This window comes from Brevundimonas sp. NPDC055311, from assembly GCF_053645695.1.
This window is the reverse complement of the sequence record NZ_JBSHMV010000002.1, coordinates 437,094-452,255: the sequence shown is the minus strand read 5'-3', so window position 1 is coordinate 452,255 and position 15,162 is coordinate 437,094. Positions and strand designations below refer to the sequence as shown.

14 protein-coding genes are annotated in these 15,162 nt (G+C 68.1%); 10 read left to right on the top strand and 4 right to left on the bottom strand.

Features of this window, described 5'->3' with window-relative positions; genetic code table 11:
* Positions 1-36: 36 nt before the first annotated feature.
* Positions 37-255 carry a hypothetical protein gene (locus tag ACWIDZ_RS07980; RefSeq protein WP_291781099.1) on the top strand — a complete coding sequence of 73 codons (219 nt, stop codon included), beginning with the start codon at positions 37-39 and terminating at the stop codon, positions 253-255.
* Between the two features lie 56 nt (positions 256-311).
* On the opposite strand, the gene argF is transcribed toward ACWIDZ_RS07980, so the two are convergent.
* The 4 genes from argF to ACWIDZ_RS07960 all read right to left on the bottom strand — a co-directional run bounded on the left by argF (position 312) and on the right by ACWIDZ_RS07960 (position 4,506).
* Positions 312-1,229 (bottom strand): ornithine carbamoyltransferase, encoded by a 918-nt coding sequence (argF, locus tag ACWIDZ_RS07975; protein ID WP_453988009.1) that lies wholly within the window; start codon positions 1,227-1,229, stop codon positions 312-314.
* 158 nt (positions 1,230-1,387) lie between these two features.
* Positions 1,388-2,563: an acetylornithine transaminase gene (locus tag ACWIDZ_RS07970; RefSeq protein ID WP_453988282.1), complete on the bottom strand. Its 1,176-nt coding sequence runs from the start codon at positions 2,561-2,563 to the stop codon at positions 1,388-1,390.
* Between the two features lie 134 nt (positions 2,564-2,697).
* The gene (locus ACWIDZ_RS07965; protein ID WP_453988010.1) at positions 2,698-3,612 is read right to left on the bottom strand and encodes a M20/M25/M40 family metallo-hydrolase; all 915 of its coding nucleotides are present in this window, start codon (positions 3,610-3,612) and stop codon (positions 2,698-2,700) included.
* Between the two features lie 57 nt (positions 3,613-3,669).
* Complete coding sequence (locus ACWIDZ_RS07960; protein WP_453988011.1) at positions 3,670-4,506, bottom strand: ABC transporter permease; 837 nt, start codon at positions 4,504-4,506, stop codon at positions 3,670-3,672.
* Positions 4,507-4,738: 232 nt separating this feature from the next.
* Here ACWIDZ_RS07960 and gcrA point away from each other — a divergent pair, with 232 nt between their 5' ends.
* From gcrA to gyrB, 9 genes are all read left to right on the top strand, one after another.
* Positions 4,739-5,278 carry a cell cycle sigma 70 cofactor GcrA gene (gene gcrA, locus ACWIDZ_RS07955; protein WP_343830185.1) on the top strand — a complete coding sequence of 180 codons (540 nt, stop codon included), beginning with the start codon at positions 4,739-4,741 and terminating at the stop codon, positions 5,276-5,278.
* Positions 5,279-5,648: 370 nt separating this feature from the next.
* Positions 5,649-6,512, top strand: coding sequence for a bifunctional DNA-formamidopyrimidine glycosylase/DNA-(apurinic or apyrimidinic site) lyase (mutM, locus tag ACWIDZ_RS07950; protein WP_453988012.1), 864 nt, complete (start codon positions 5,649-5,651; stop codon positions 6,510-6,512).
* Positions 6,513-6,577: 65 nt separating this feature from the next.
* Positions 6,578-7,363 carry an enoyl-CoA hydratase gene (locus tag ACWIDZ_RS07945; protein WP_312220818.1) on the top strand — a complete coding sequence of 262 codons (786 nt, stop codon included), beginning with the start codon at positions 6,578-6,580 and terminating at the stop codon, positions 7,361-7,363.
* Positions 7,364-7,527: 164 nt separating this feature from the next.
* Positions 7,528-7,797, top strand: coding sequence for a 30S ribosomal protein S20 (gene rpsT / locus ACWIDZ_RS07940; protein WP_024355020.1), 270 nt, complete (start codon positions 7,528-7,530; stop codon positions 7,795-7,797).
* A gap of 514 nt (positions 7,798-8,311) precedes the next feature.
* A complete protein-coding gene (gene dnaA, locus ACWIDZ_RS07935; protein ID WP_338577264.1) occupies positions 8,312-9,730 on the top strand; it encodes a chromosomal replication initiator protein DnaA in 1,419 nt (472 codons plus the stop codon).
* A 185-nt stretch (positions 9,731-9,915) separates the two neighbouring features.
* Positions 9,916-11,034 carry a DNA polymerase III subunit beta gene (gene dnaN / locus ACWIDZ_RS07930; RefSeq protein ID WP_312220873.1) on the top strand — a complete coding sequence of 373 codons (1,119 nt, stop codon included), beginning with the start codon at positions 9,916-9,918 and terminating at the stop codon, positions 11,032-11,034.
* 78 nt (positions 11,035-11,112) lie between these two features.
* The gene (locus ACWIDZ_RS07925; RefSeq protein WP_452112306.1) at positions 11,113-11,394 is read left to right on the top strand and encodes a GIY-YIG nuclease family protein; all 282 of its coding nucleotides are present in this window, start codon (positions 11,113-11,115) and stop codon (positions 11,392-11,394) included.
* Between the two features lie 59 nt (positions 11,395-11,453).
* Complete coding sequence (gene recF, locus ACWIDZ_RS07920; protein WP_453988013.1) at positions 11,454-12,584, top strand: DNA replication/repair protein RecF; 1,131 nt, start codon at positions 11,454-11,456, stop codon at positions 12,582-12,584.
* A 136-nt stretch (positions 12,585-12,720) separates the two neighbouring features.
* Positions 12,721-15,150 carry a DNA topoisomerase (ATP-hydrolyzing) subunit B gene (gene gyrB / locus ACWIDZ_RS07915; RefSeq protein WP_291781061.1) on the top strand — a complete coding sequence of 810 codons (2,430 nt, stop codon included), beginning with the start codon at positions 12,721-12,723 and terminating at the stop codon, positions 15,148-15,150.
* The last annotated feature ends 12 nt before the right edge of the window (positions 15,151-15,162 follow it).

Sequence of the window (15,162 nt, the reverse complement as noted above, 5' to 3'; positions counted from 1 at the left end):
TGCAACGCGCCCGCCGATGTCCCAACTGGCGCCTTCATGGACGCTGTGCTCACCCTGATCCTGCTGGTCGCCTCCGTGGCGGTCGTCGTCTTCGCCGGATGGCGCGGGTCGCGACCGACAGACATCACGCGCGGCCCGCGGATGATGCCCTGGCGTTTCATCATGTTGCTGGCCGCCGCCCTGGTCTTCTTCCTGCTGATCCACCTGCTCGCCGAAGTCAGCGGGCGGCCGCTGCCGGGCGCCGCGCCCTTCTAGGCGGCGAGGCCTGCGCCTCACTCGCCCTCAAGCAGCGCGAAGCGCGTCAGGGCGACTTAGAACGCCCCGAAGCACCAGGCCAGGACCGCCTTCTGGGCGTGCAGGCGGTTCTCGGCCTCGTCCCAGATCAGCGACTGCGGGCCGTCGATGACGGCGTCCGTCACCTCCTCGCCGCGGTGAGCGGGCAGGCAGTGGAGGAAGACGGCGTCCTCGGCCGCCTCGGCCATCAGAGCCTCATCGACGCTGTAGGGCTCGAAGGCCGCCAAGCGGGCCTCATAGTCCTGGTCGCCCATGGAGACCCAGGTGTCGGTGACGACGACGTCGGCGCCCTTGACCGCCTCGCGCGGGTCGCTGGTCAGGTGGACGTGAGCGCCGCCCTTTTCCAGATCGCGCAGGTCGGGATGGTATTCCGCCGGACAGGCGACGTGCAGGTGGAAGCCGAACTTGGGCGCGGCGTGCATGAAGCTGTGGCAGACGTTGTTGCCGTCGCCGATCCAGGCGATCGTCTTGCCCTCGATCGGGCCGCGATGCTCCTCGATGGTCATCAGGTCGGCCAGGATCTGGCACGGGTGGCTACGGTCGGTCAGGCCGTTGACCACCGGCACCGTGGAGACGCGTGCGAAGCGCTCGACGTCCTCATGGTCGTTGGCGCGGATCATCACGGCGTCGACCATGCGCGACAGGACGCGGGCCGTGTCCTCGACCGGCTCGCCCCGGCCCAGTTGCATGTCCGAGGCGGTGGCGATGATGGAGGCGCCGCCCAGCTGGCGGATCGCCGCGTCGAAGCTGAAGCGGGTGCGGGTCGAGTTCTTCTCGAAGATCATGGCCAGGACGCGGTCCTTGCCCGGCGCGTCGGCGTCGGCGCGGCCCTGGGGCCAGCCTTTTCGGGCGCGTTTGCGGGCGTGGGCGTCGTCCAGGATGGCGCGCAGATCGGCGGCGTCCAGGCGGTGGATGTCGAGGAAGTGACGAACCATGACCAAGCCTTCTCCCTCCCCTTCATGGGGAGGGTGGTCCCGCAGGGACCGGGTGGGGGCGGCCCTGCGGAAGTCTGGAGGTAGAAGAAAGCGTCCCCACCCGGCCTCGCCCTGACGGGCTCGCCCACCCTCCCCATGAAGGGGAGGGAGACACAGCGTCAGCCCGCGACCTTGGCGCGAGCGAACTCGCAGGCCTTCTCGAATTTCTCGACGGCCTCGCGGGCCTCTTCGAGCGTGATGTTCAGCGGCGGCAGGATGCGGACCAGGTTGTCGCCGCCGCCGGCGACCAGCAGCCTGGCCTCGTCGCGGGCCCAGCCCATGAACTCGCGGTTGTTCGGAACCAGTTTGACGCCCAGCAGAAGACCCTTGCCGCGCACCTCGACGATCACGTCGGGGAAGCGCTCCTGCAGACCATGAAGTTGCTGCTTCAGATAGCCGGCGACTTCGTTGACGTTGTTCAGGATGGCGTCGGACGACACCTCGGCGAAGGCGGCCTTGCCGACCGCCATGGCCAGCGGGTTGCCGCCGAAGGTCGAGCCGTGGACGCCGACCGTCATGCCCTTGGCCGCTTCCGCCGTGGCCAGGCAGGCGCCGACGGGGAAGCCGCCGCCCAGGGCCTTGGCGACGGCCATGATGTCCGGCGTCATACCCGCCCACTCGTGGGCCCACAGCTTGCCGGTGCGACCCATGCCGCACTGAACCTCGTCGAAGATGATCAGGACGCCGTACTTGTCGGCCATCTCGCGCATCCAGCGCAGATCGGCGTCCGGCGTGGCGCGGCAGCCTCCCTCGCCCTGGACCGGCTCCAGGATGATCGCCGCCGTGGTCGGATTCTCGAACGCCGCCGTCAGGGCGTCCTTGTCGCCCCACTTCAGCTGATGGAAGCCCTCCATCTTGGGCCCGAAGCCCTCGGTGTAGCTGGGGTTGGCGGCGGCGTTGATGGCGCCATAGGTGCGGCCGTGGAACGAGCCGTCGAAGCCGTAGATGTCGATCCGCTCAGGCTGGCCGTTGGCGACGTGGAATTTGCGCGCCGTCTTCAGGGCGCATTCAACGGCCTCGGTGCCCGAGTTGGTGAAGAAGACGACGTCGGCGAAGGACTTGGCGCACAGATCATCGGCCAGGGCGTCCTGCCCCGGAATCCGGAAGATGTTGGAGACGTGCCACAGCTTCTCGGCCTGATCCTTGACCGCCTGCACCAGCTTGGGGTGGGCGTGGCCCAGGGCGTTGGTCGAGATGCCCGAGACGCAGTCCAGGTACTCCGTGCCGTCCGTGGACCACAGGCGGACGCCCTGGCCGCGCTCCACTTCCAGCGGCGCGCGATTGTAGACACCCATCAGATGACCGGACACTTGGCAGACTCCATAAAGCGAGACGGTCCCGGCGCGTCTGCGACGGGACCGCTTTGGAAAAGGGCGACGAACTTGTCGGGCGCTATTCCGGCTTAGTCAACACCACGCGGGGCGCGAATTCAGCGCAGTTGCGCGTCCAGCTTCACGATCAGGGCCGCATAGGTCCGGCCCGCCAAGTCGATCGTGTGGCCCTCGACCGCCTCGATCGCGTCGTCCTTGGAATGGATGAGGCGGAAGACCTGCGGGACGAAGCCCTCGGCCAGGCCGTTGGTCTCGCCGCCGTTGAAGGCCAGCCACATCTGATGGGCCCCGACCTCGTCCTGGAAGCCCAGGGAGACGACCGGCGCGCCGGCGGCCGAGAAGGCGCGGTCGTCCGACGGCGGATATTCGGGGAAGCCGACGCATTGCTGGGCGCGCTCGGCGCACAGCTCCTGCACCGCGCGGGTGACGAAGGCCGACTGCGCCCCGTTGTTCTGGCCGTACATCATGGTGTCGCCATAGGCGGCGACGTCCGAGTTCACCACGGCCGCGACATCGGCGATCCCGTGCGCCTCGATCCACTTCTTGGCGCCGATCAGGCCCAGCTCTTCCTGGTCGAAGAAGATGATGCGGACGCGGTGCGACAGCGGCGCCTCGCGCAGGATCTTGGCCGCCTCGATCAGGGCGACGACAGAGCCGGCGTTGTCGACTAGCCCGTCCGCCATCGTTCCGTCGCGCAGTTTCACCGCGTCATAGTGGGCGGTGAGCAAGATTTCCTTCTCGCCCTCGCCGAGGGTGACGACGACGTTTGAGCCCTGCATCGGACCGGCGCGGCCGCCGCCTTCGAAGGTCTCGACCGTCGGGGCGAAGCCCTCGGCCCGAAGCTGGCCCAGCAGCACCTCCAGACGCTCGGCGTTGGACGGCTTGACGTAGGCGCCGACCTGTTCGCGCAGATCGGCGGCGCGGTTCTGAGCGAGCGACGGCGCGGCCGTCAGGCAGACGGCGGCCAGGCAGACGCCGCTGGCGACGGCATTCAGACGAAGACGAAACGACATGGCGAGGCCCCTTTCGCGAAGGCCCCTCGCCCCGCGCTCGACGCCTTGATTAAAACGTCAGCTCTTCAGCCGCCAGCCCGAACGGAAGACCAGCCAGCAGGCGGCGCCCAGGACCACGGTCAGCACGGCGCTCATGACCACGCCGATCGCCAGACTGCCCTCGGCGTGGCCGATGAAGCCCGCCCGGAAACCGTCGATCAGATAAAAGAAGGGGTTGAACTTGCTGATGCTGGCGAAGGGCTCGGGCAGGCTGTCGATCAGATAGAAGGTGCCCGACAGGAAGGTCATCGGCATGACCACGAAGTTCTGCACCGCCGACAGATGATCGAACTTCTCGGACCACAGGCCCGCCAGCACCCCGACCATGCCCATCAGCAGGGAGGCGATCAGGCCGAACCAGACGATCAGGGCGATGTTGGCCAGACCCAGCCTGGCGAAGGGCATGACGCAGATCGCCGTCACCAGGCCGACCGCCACCCCGCGCGTCGCCGCGCCCAGGGTGAAGCCGATCGTCAGCTCCAGCGGGCTGAGCGGCGCGGTCAGGAAATCGGTCGCCGTGCCCATGATCTTGGCCTGGATCAGGCTGGAGGAGGCGTTGGCGAAGGCGTTCTGAAGGATGGCCATCATGATCAGGCCCGGCGCCACGAACTCGGCGAAGGGCGTGCCGTGCAGCGGCGGCCGCGCCCCCTTCAGCGCCACCACGAAGACCATCATGTAGAGCAGGGTCGTCACCACCGGCGCCGCCACCGTCTGGGCGCCCACCTTCCAGAAGCGGCGGAGCTCCTTCAGGTAGAGGGTGCGCAGGCCCACCCAGTTGATCCCGTCATAGCGACGGGGCTGGGGCAGGCCGTGAGGGGCGGAAGAGGCGTCGGAACCGGCGGTCAGGTGCGTCATGCGGCCTCAGATGCGACAGCCAAGCCGGTTTCGCAAGGCGTGGGGCCTGTGGATGACGACCAAGAAATTGAGTCAAATCGAGACATTAACCATACTAGATATAGTTTCTGTGGACAGGTGAATTCCCACATATTGCGTGTTTTAAGAGGTGATTTACGATTAGAGGCGTGATGAGGGGCCGAAATTCGGACTCCGGCACAAGATGTTGAATCCGACTCCGCAGGAGGGCGACATGAACCCAGGCTGGACCGAAGACCGCGTCGGCGCGCTGAAGAAGCTGTGGCTGGAAGGCCAGTCAGCGAGCCAGATCGCCAAGGCCCTGGGCGGCGGCGTGACCCGCAACGCCGTGATCGGCAAGGTGCACCGCCTGGGCCTGTCGGGCCGGGCCGCCCCGTCGCAGCCCGCGCGCACCACCTTCCGCCCAGCTCGTCCGCGCGCCGCCGCCCCGGCCGCGCCGACGCAGGCCCCCTCGGCGCCGCGCCGCATCGAGGCCGCCGCGCCGCGCCCCGTCGCCGCCGCGCCCCAGACGCCCGCTCCGGCTCCCGCGCCCGAACTGGCCGGCACCGCCACCGTGCTGACGCTGGGCGCCCACATGTGCAAATGGCCGATCGGCGACCCCTCGACCAGCGAGTTCAGCTTCTGCGGCCGCCGCGCCTCGGAAGGCGTCTACTGCGTCGAGCACGCCCGCGTCGCCTACCAGCCCCAGGTCCGCAAGAGCGCCGGCAAGGACGCCTCGTCCGACCTGGCCCGCAGCCTGCGGCGGTACATCTAAGTCCGCTATCGCTCGCGACGCGGTCGCTCGCTGCTTGAGCTCTGAGCCTGCTAGCGCTTGCCGCGCGGCGGCTCGCTGCTTGAGCAGGGGCCGCCGCCTCGTCGACTTTCGGCCCCACGGCCGACACGAACGGTCCCTAGAGGGGCCGCCGTCCGCCCCGCCGGTTTCCGGCGGGCTCCGGGGCGGGACTGCGGTTCTCCGGGTTGACGCAGTCCCATCCAGGCCCTCGCCTTCGGCGGGGGCTTTTTGCTTTTCGCCCATTGCGCATCTCGCCGTCCGCCGCCGTTCAGGACCTCGGCCCTGCGAGCGAGCCGGACGCCCGGCGTAGACGGGAGATGCGGCGAGAGGCGTGACAGGCTAGATTTGCGCCATGCCTGAACTTCCCGAAGTCGAAACCGTGCGTCGCGGCCTGCAGCCGGTGCTGGAGGGCGCGCGCCTGACGGCGCCGCGCCAGAACCGACCGGACCTGCGCTTCCCCTTTCCCGAGCGCTTCGTCGAGCGGCTGGAGGGCGCATCCGTGCTGCGGCTGGAGCGGCGGGCGAAATACCTGCTGTTTCCCCTGTCCACCGGCGAGACCTGGATCACGCACTTAGGGATGACCGGGCGCTTCACCCTGGAGGGTGTCGCCCCCGGCGCGTTCGAGACGGCCGCCCCCGTCGTCGGCAAGCATGAGCACATGAGCCTGACGGCTGATCGGGACGGGGTGCTGACCCGGCTGGGCTACGCCGACGCCCGGCGCTTCGGTTTCATGGGCCTGATCCCCACCGAGGCGGTCGAGGGGCACGCCTGGTTCGCCAAGCTGGGACCCGAGCCTCTGGGCAACGCCTTTTCGGGCGCGCATCTGGCCGAAGCCTTCGCGGGCAAGGCGCAGAACATCAAGGTCAGCCTGCTGGACCAGAGCATCGTGGCCGGCCTGGGCAACATCTATGTATGCGAGGCCCTGTATCGCGCGCGCATCTCGCCCCTGACGGCGGCGGGCGAGGTCAGCCGCCCCCGACTGGAGCGGCTGGCGCTCGAGGTCCGCAACGTCCTGCACGACGCCATCGCGGCGGGCGGGTCGACGTTGAAGGACTTCGCCAACGTCGAGGGCGGCCAGGGCTATTTCCAGCACCGCTTCGACGTCTATGGGCGCGAGCATGAGCCGTGCCGCACTGAGGACTGTCGCGGCGTGGTGAAACGCATCGTGCAGGGCGGGCGCTCGACCTTCTTCTGCCCTGTCTGCCAGAAGCGCTAGCCGGGTGTTTGCGCAGGCCGCCCGAGCGGCTAGACCTGCCCGCGAAGACAGATGAGGAGCGCCCCATGGCCGACGCCTATTCCACCCTGCTGATTGAACGGCACGCCGACGGCTATGCGGTCGTCACCCTGAACCGGCCCGAGGCGCTGAACGCGCTGAACACGACCCTGACCGGAGAACTGGGCGACTTCCTGGAGAGTGTGGCTGACGACGACAGCGTACGCTGCGTGGTCCTGACCGGCTCGGTGAAGGCCTTTGCGGCCGGCGCCGACATCAAGGAGATGGCGGATCAGGCCTATGCCGACATGTATCGCGGCAACTTCTTCGCCCGCGCCCACGACCGGGTGGCCGGGTTCCGCAAGCCGATCATCGCAGCGGTGTCGGGCTATGCCCTGGGCGGCGGCTGCGAGCTGGCCATGCTGTGCGACTTCATCATCGCATCCGAGACGGCCAGGTTCGGCCAGCCCGAGATCAACCTGGGCGTGGCCCCCGGCATCGGCGGCTCGCAGCGCCTGACCCGCGCCGTGGGCAAGGCCAAGGCGATGGACATGTGCCTGACCGGCCGGATGATGGACGCGGCCGAGGCGGAGCGTTCGGGTCTGGTGTCGCGCGTCGTCGCCGCCGACGCCCTGCTGGACGAGGCGCGCGCCGCCGCCGCCAAGATCGCCGGACAGTCGATCCTGGCCGTCATGGCCAACAAGGAGCTGGTCAACGCCGCCTTCGAAACGACCCTGGCGCAGGGCGTGGTGTTCGAGCGCCGGCTGTTCCACTCCCTGTTCGCCTTCGACGATCAGAAGGAGGGCATGGCCGCCTTCGTCGAGAAGCGGAAGCCCGCTTTCACCGGACGCTGAATCCTGTCGGGGCCGGATCATATGGGGCGCAAACCCCGGCCCCGACTCAATTCCCGCCGGATCGCGTTGACCGTCCGGGGGGTTTCCGCTATAGCCGCGCGCTCTTGAGATTTTCTCGCCGTGGACGTGGGTCTACGGCGTTTTCGTTCGAAGGTTTTTACCCGATGGCCAACAATGCAGGCGCCCGCAAGGCGATCCGCAAGATCGAAGCGCGGACCGAAGTGAACAAGGCCCGCCGCACCCGCGTTCGCACCTACCTGCGCAAGTTCCAGGAAGCCGTCACGGGCGGCGACGTGGAGACCGCCAAGGCCGCGTTCATCACCGCCCAGTCGGAACTGATGCGCGCCGTGTCCAAGGGCGTGGTTCACAAGAACACCGGCTCGCGCAAGGTCAGCCGTCTGGCCGCCCAGCTGAAGAAGCTGTCGGCCGCCTGATTTCGCAGGGGCGCTCGGACGGGTCTTCACGGCTTCGTCAAACGGCGCAATGCGACGGCTACGGAAGGCCTGTAACAGGCATTTCGTAAAAGAATGTAAGAAATTCAACGGCGAGGAAGCGCAAGCTCCCTCGCCGTCTTGCTGTCTGCGCCTAAGTGGCGCTTGACGATTCCGGTTCTGGAATGAGGCGAAATCGCCATTTTCCCAAGCCCTGTCGAGGTTTGCCGGAGTCAATCAATTTAAGTGCGAATCTCGACTCGAATCAGCGTTGATCTCCGCCGCTCCGGGGGTAAGTTGAGGGGGTAACGCACTTCCGTCCTTTCTGGATGAAGACGAGGGAAATCAATGGTTTCCCTTGGCGCGAGATGTCTGTCTGCGAGTACGACCCCGCTTGCGAAGCCTGCTTCGCGAGACGAGAGAAGTCGTCCCTGGACCCGACATCTCGAAGGGCGTTCGTCGGTGATAACTCTTGTGGCGGGTGTTCTGAATGATCGGGGGCGCGGCGATGGCGGGAATGACGGATCCCAACCGTATCTGGACCGAGGCGGCGGACCGCCTGAAGGCTGAGATCGGGGACGGACCCTTCAGCAGCTATATCGCGCCGTCTGCGGTGCGCGTGGACTCACAGGGCAATCTGATCCTGGTGACGCCGACAGCCTATGCGCGCGACTGGGTGCGCAAGAACGCCCTGCGCCGGATGAACGAGCTGTGGCTGGGTCTGGACGGCCTGGCCCGCCGCCTGGACGTGCGCTGCCGCGCCGAGATGGGTTCGGTCCCGCCGGCCGCCGCCTCGGGCGTCGCGCCGCGTCTGGCCTCGATCAGCGCCGCCCCGGCCGCCTCGCCTGCCGCGCCCGCCTTCGCTCCGGCCACCGACGGCGCCCGCGCCGTGCGGGCCGCAGGCCTGCAGGAGCGTCTGACCTTCGACAGCTTCGTCGAGGGCCACGGCAACGCCTTCGCCCTGGCCATCGCCAAACAGGTGGCGACCTGGGCCGACGGCCACTTCAACCCCGTCTTCTTCTGCGGCCCCTACGGCTACGGCAAGACCCACCTGCTGAACGCCATCGCCTGGGAGGCCCAGCGCCTGCGTCCGGACGCCAAGGTGGTCTATCTGACCGCCGAGCGCTTCCTGTCGACTTTCGTGCGCGCCATGCAGGACCGCTCGACCGCCGCCTTCAAGGAGAGCCTGCGCTCGGCCGACATGCTGCTGCTGGACGACGTCCAGTTCGTCGGCGGCAAGACCTCGACCCAGGAAGAACTGCTGAACACCCTCACGGCCCTGATCGAGGACGGCAAGCGCATCGTCCTGTCGGCCGACCGCGCGCCCATGGCCCTGACCGACGTCGAGCCGCGCCTGCGCAGCCACCTGGCCGCCGGCCTGACCTGCCCGGTCGAGGCGGCGGATCGCGACCTGAAGGTCGCCGTCGCCCAGTCGCGTCTGAACGCCCTGGCCCAGCTGGGCGTCGTCTCGGGCGAGGCGCGCGCCGATGTGCTGGAGCATCTGATCGATCGCACCCCCGGCTCGATGCGCGAACTGGAAGGCGCCGTGAACACCCTGGCCGCCGTCGCCGGAAGCCGCCTGTCGGCCCTGACGGTCGATGAGGTTCAATCCCTGCTGGGCGCCGCCCTGCGCACGGGGCCCGAGCGCCGCATCACCGTGGACGAGATCCAGAAGACGGTGGCCGAGCACTTCAACCTGAAACAGGCCGACCTGCTGAGCGAGCGTCGCACCCGCGCCATCGCCCGCCCGCGCCAGATCGCCATGTATCTGTGCAAGCAGCACACCACCCGCTCCTATCCCGACATCGGCCGCCGCTTCGGCGGGCGCGACCACACCACCGTCCTGCACGGGGTCCGCAAGATCGAGGAGCTGATGCCCAAGGACGACCAGATCGCCCGCGACGTCGAGGCCCTGACGCGTAAACTGCGCGGGTAAGTCCCTAGCCCGCTCATCCCGGCGAAGGCCGGGATGAGCGGATTTAAGGGCGATCGCCTGTGGAAATCGGGGGCAGACGGCGTAGAGACGCCTCTGCCCGTTGCCCCTTTCGCTCAATGCGCTAGTGTTCCCGCCCATATTTAAGGCGACGCTGCTTCGGCGGAGTCGCGACCGGGCGAGACCATATGCAGCTGACCATCGAACGTTCCGCGCTTCTTCGGGCCCTGGGGCACGTCCAGAGCGTGGTCGAGCGTCGCAACACCATTCCGATCCTGTCCAACGTGTTGCTGAGCGCCGGGCGCGACCGCCTGTCGTTCGCCGCCACCGACCTGGACATGGAAATGGTCGACGAGGCCGAGGCCCAGGTGAACGTCGAGGGCCAGATCACGGCCCCGGCCCACACCCTGTATGAAATCGTGCGCAAGCTGCCGGACGGCGCCGAGGTGTCGCTGACCTATTCGGGCGACGATCCGCGTCTGGTGGTGGCGGCGGGCCGTTCGCGCTTCAACCTGCCGGTCCTGCCGGCGGGCGACTTCCCGGTCATGTCGACCGAGGCCTCGGGCGCGCGCTACACCCTGCCCAAGGACGATCTGGCGCGTCTGATCGACAAGACGCGCTTCGCCGTCTCGACCGAAGAGACGCGCTACTATCTGAACGGCCTCTATCTGCACACGGTGGCCGACGGCGGCATTCCGCTGCTGCGCGCCGTGGCCACCGACGGCCATCGCCTGGCCCTGGCCGAGACCCCGGCGCCGGAAGGCGCGGCGGGCGGCCCCGGCGTCATCGTGCCGCGCAAGACGGTGGACCAGGTCCGCCGCCTGCTGGACGACGGCGCCGGCCCGGTCGAGGTCCAGGTCTCGGCCCAGAAGATCCGCTTCGAGTTCGGCCAGGCCAGCCTGACCTCCAAGGTCATCGACGGCGCCTTCCCCGACTATCTGCGCGTCATCCCCAAGGGCAACGACAAGCAGGCCGACATCGACAACGCCCTGTTCGCCAAGGCTGTCGACCGCGTGGCCACCATCTCGGCCGAAAAGAGCCGCTCGGTGAAGCTGGCCTTCGACAACGACCGGGTGAAGCTGACCGTCCGCAACATGGAAGCCGGTCAGGCCGAGGAAGAGGTCGAGATCGGCTATTCCGACGAACCGTTCGAGATCGGCTTCAACGCCCGCTACCTGCTGGACGTCGCCGGCCAGATCACCGGCGAAACGGCCCACTTCAAGTTCGCCGACCCGGCCAGCCCGACGCTGGTGCTGGATCCGGCCGACGTGGGCGTGCAGTACGTGCTGATGCCGCTGCGGGTGTAGGGCTAGCCGGTGCTGCCCCCTCTTCCGCTCATCCCGGCGGACGCCGGAACCCAGTGAGAGCCGGGAGCGGTCGGTCGGATGTTCTACGTCTACATTCTGGCCAGCCGCCCTAACGGCACGCTCTACACAGGCTCGACTGACGACCTGCTGAAGCGGATCGTGGAACATCGCGAGAAATTGCGCGGCGGCTTCACGGCGAAATACGATGTTTCGCGACTGGTCTGGTACGAAGTTCACGACTCTCGAGCGGCGGCCTTTGTTCGCGAACGCCGCATCAAGGAATGGCGGCGCGAGTGGAAGCTGGACCTGATCGAGCGTATGAACCCAGAATGGGCCGATCTGTTCGAGACGCTCCTTTGAACCGCGCCGCTTGCGGCCAAAGCACTGGGTCCCGGCATCCGCCGGGATGAGCGGATAGATTGAGCGTAACCTCCCTCGCCCTCACCGACTTCCGCTCCTATGCGAGCGCGACCCTGCCGGTTTCCGGCGGGACGGTGGTGCTGCATGGGCCGAACGGGGCGGGCAAGACCAACCTTCTGGAGGCGATCAGCCTGCTGACCCCCGGCAAGGGGCTGCGCGGGGCCACGGCGGCCGAGATGGGACGGCGCGAGCCGGGCGAGACGGTCGGGCGGCCCTGGGCCGTGGCGACGACGCTGCAGGCCGCCGACGGCGACGAAGTGCGCCTGGGCACCGGCGTCCAGACCATGGGCCCCTCGGCCCGGCGCATCGTGCGCATCGACGGCGAGACGGCGCCGCCGGGGCGGCTGCTGGACCACCTCCGCCCGGTCTGGGCCACGCCGGAGCAGGACCGGCTGTTCTCGGACGCGCGGGCCGAGCGGCTGCGGTTCTTCGACCGCCTGGTCTTCGCCGCCCATCCCGATCACGCGGCCGTCGTCTCGACCTATGACAAGGCCCTGCGCGAGCGGTTGCGCCTGCTGACCGACGAGACTCGTCCCGCCGATCCCCTGTGGCTGGATGCGCTGGAGGCGCGGCTGGCCGAGAGCGGCGCCCGGGCGGCGATGGCGCGCGCCGGGGCGTTGAGGGCGCTTCAGGCCGGGATCGACGCCCGCGCCGACCGCCCCTTCCCACAGGCCGATCTGGGACTGGCCGGTCCGGCCGAGGAGATGGCGGCGGCGGGCGCGGACGAGGCCGACATCGTCGAAGCGCTGGGCGAAGGCCTGATGCGCGCCCGCGCCCGCGACGCGGCGGCCGGGCGCAGCCTGTTCGGGCCGCACCGCTCGGACCTGACGGCCCTGCACCGCGAGAAAAACCGCCCCGCCGCCGAAGGCTCGTCCGGCGAGCAGAAGGCCCTAGTGCTGAACCTGATCCTGGCCCAGGTGGCGCGGCTGGCGGATCAGCCTGCGCGGCCCGTTCTGCTGCTGGACGAAGCGCCCGCCCACCTGGACGAAGCCCGCCGCGCCGCCCTGTTCGACGAGATCGAGGCGCTGAGGCTTCAGGCCTTCATGACCGGGACGGAGCGGCCGCTGTTCGCCGCCCTGGAAGGCCGCGCGCAGTTCGTGGCGGTGGAAGGCGGCGGGCTGTCGGCATAGGGCTTAAAGGCTCGCTTTTTCCGTCGAATTTCCTATATATCTGAGACTTCGGGGCGCGCTGATTTGCGGTCCTGAAACGGGCGGCTTTCGCGTCGCCTCTTCCCTGTCCGCCCGCGGACCCTGAGCCGACGTTTTCATGACCGAACAGACTGCTCCCTCGCCCGAGTACGGCGCCGATTCCATCAAGGTTCTCAAAGGCCTGGACGCGGTGCGCAAGCGCCCCGGCATGTATATCGGCGATACGGACGACGGCTCGGGCCTGCACCACATGGTCTATGAGGTGGTGGACAACGCCATCGACGAGGCCCTGGCCGGGCACGCCGATCTGGTGACCGTCACCCTGAACGAGGACGGCTCGGTCACCGTGACCGACAACGGACGCGGCATTCCGGTGGCGACCCACGCCGAGGAAGGCATTTCGGCGGCCGAGGTCATCATGACCCAGCTGCACGCGGGCGGTAAGTTCGACCAGAACTCCTACAAGGTGTCCGGCGGCCTGCACGGCGTGGGCGTCTCGGTGGTCAACGCCCTGTCGGACTGGCTCGAACTGGTCATCTATCGCGAGGGCAAGAAGCACAGCGTGCGCTTCGAGCGCGGCGAGACGGTGCGATCGCTGGCCGTCATCGGCGATGCGCCGATGCGCGAGGACAAGGGCCGTCTGCTGACCGGCACTGAGGTCACCTTCTATCCGTCGATCGACACCTTCAGCCACATCGACTTCGACTTGAAGACGCTGGAACACCGTCTGCGCGAAATGGCCTTCCTGAACTCGGGCGTGGTCATCAAGCTGAGCGACAGGCGCGGGCCGGAACCGGTCGAGATCCTGCTGCACTATGAGGGCGGGGTCGAAGCCTTCGTGCGCCACCTGGACAAGTCCAAGACGCCGATCCTGAAGGACGTCATCGTCATCCGCGGCCAGAAGGACGGCATCGAGCTGGACCTGGCCATGTGGTGGAACGATTCCTACCACGAGACGATGTTGTGCTTCACCAACAACATCAACCAGAGGGACGGCGGCACCCACCTTTCGGCCTTCCGCACCAGCCTGACGCGCGTCATGGGCGCCTATATCGAAAGCTCAGGGCTGGCCAAGAAGGAGAAGGTCTCCATCTCGGGCGAAGATGCGCGCGAGGGCCTGACCTGCGTCCTGTCGGTCAAGGTGCCGGACCCGAAATTCTCCAGCCAGACCAAGGACAAGCTGGTCTCGTCCGAGGTGCGGCCGGCCGTCGAAAGCCTGTGCACCGAAGGCCTGTCGACCTGGTTCGAGGAACACCCGGTCGAGGCCAAGCTGGTCGTCTCCAAGATCATCGAGGCGGCGTCGGCCCGTGAGGCCGCCCGCAAGGCGCGCGACCTGACCCGTCGCAAGTCGGCGCTGGAGATCTCCTCCCTGCCCGGCAAGCTGGCGGACTGTCAGGAACGCGATCCGGCCAAGTCCGAACTGTTCATCGTCGAGGGCGACTCGGCCGGCGGCTCGGCCAAGCAGGCGCGCAACCGCGAGAACCAGGCCGTCCTGCCCCTGCGCGGCAAGATCCTGAACGTCGAGCGGGCGCGGTTCGACCGGATGCTGTCGTCCGACACCATCGGCACCCTGATCCTGGCGCTGGGCACGGGCATCGGCCGCGACGATTTCGACGCGGACAAGCTGCGCTATCACAAGATCATCCTGATGGCGGACGCCGACGTCGACGGCGCCCACATCCGCACCCTGCTGCTGACCTTCTTCTATCGTCAGATGCCGGAGCTGATCGAGCGCGGCCACGTCTACATCGCCCAGCCGCCGCTCTATAAGGTCTCCAAGGGCAAGCAGCACCGCTACATCAAGGATCAGGCGGAGATGGACGCCTATCTGATCGAGGAAGGCAGCGCCGAGGCGACGCTGGAGTTGGCCTCGGGCGAGGTGCGCGCCAGCATGGATCTGCAGGAACTGGTCCGCGAGGCCAAGGCGTTCAAGGCCCTGGTCGACCGTCTGGCCGCCCGCGCCCCGGCCTTCGCCATCGAACAGGGCGCCCTGGCGGGCCTGTTCGACGAGAACGCCGGCGAACTGGCCGAACGCGCCGCGCGCGCGGCCGAGCGGCTGAACCTCTACGCCGAGGAAGGCGACGGTCCGTGGAGCGGCGAACCGGCCGCCCAGGGCGGGGTGGCCTTCAACCGCGTGCGCCGCGCCGTCAGCGAGACAATCGTGCTGGACGAGGTGCTGGGCCGTTCGCTGGACGCTCGTCGTCTGGCCGAGCGCGCCGCCGCCTTCGACGGCCTGTTCTCGGCGCCGGCCGTCTATCGCCGCAAGGACAAGACCACGACCATTCGCGGCCCGCTGGACCTGCTGGCGGCCGTGCTGGATGCGGGCAAGAAGGGCATCGCCATTCAGCGCTACAAGGGTCTGGGCGAGATGAACCCGGAACAGCTGTGGGAGACGACGCTGGACGCCAACGCCCGCACCCTGCTGCAGGTCAAGGTCGAGCACGGCGACGACGCCGACGACCTGTTCGCCAAGCTGATGGGCGACGTGGTCGAACCGCGCCGCGAGTTCATCCAGGACAACGCCCTGGACGCCGCCGTCGACGCCTGACGCCTGACGCCT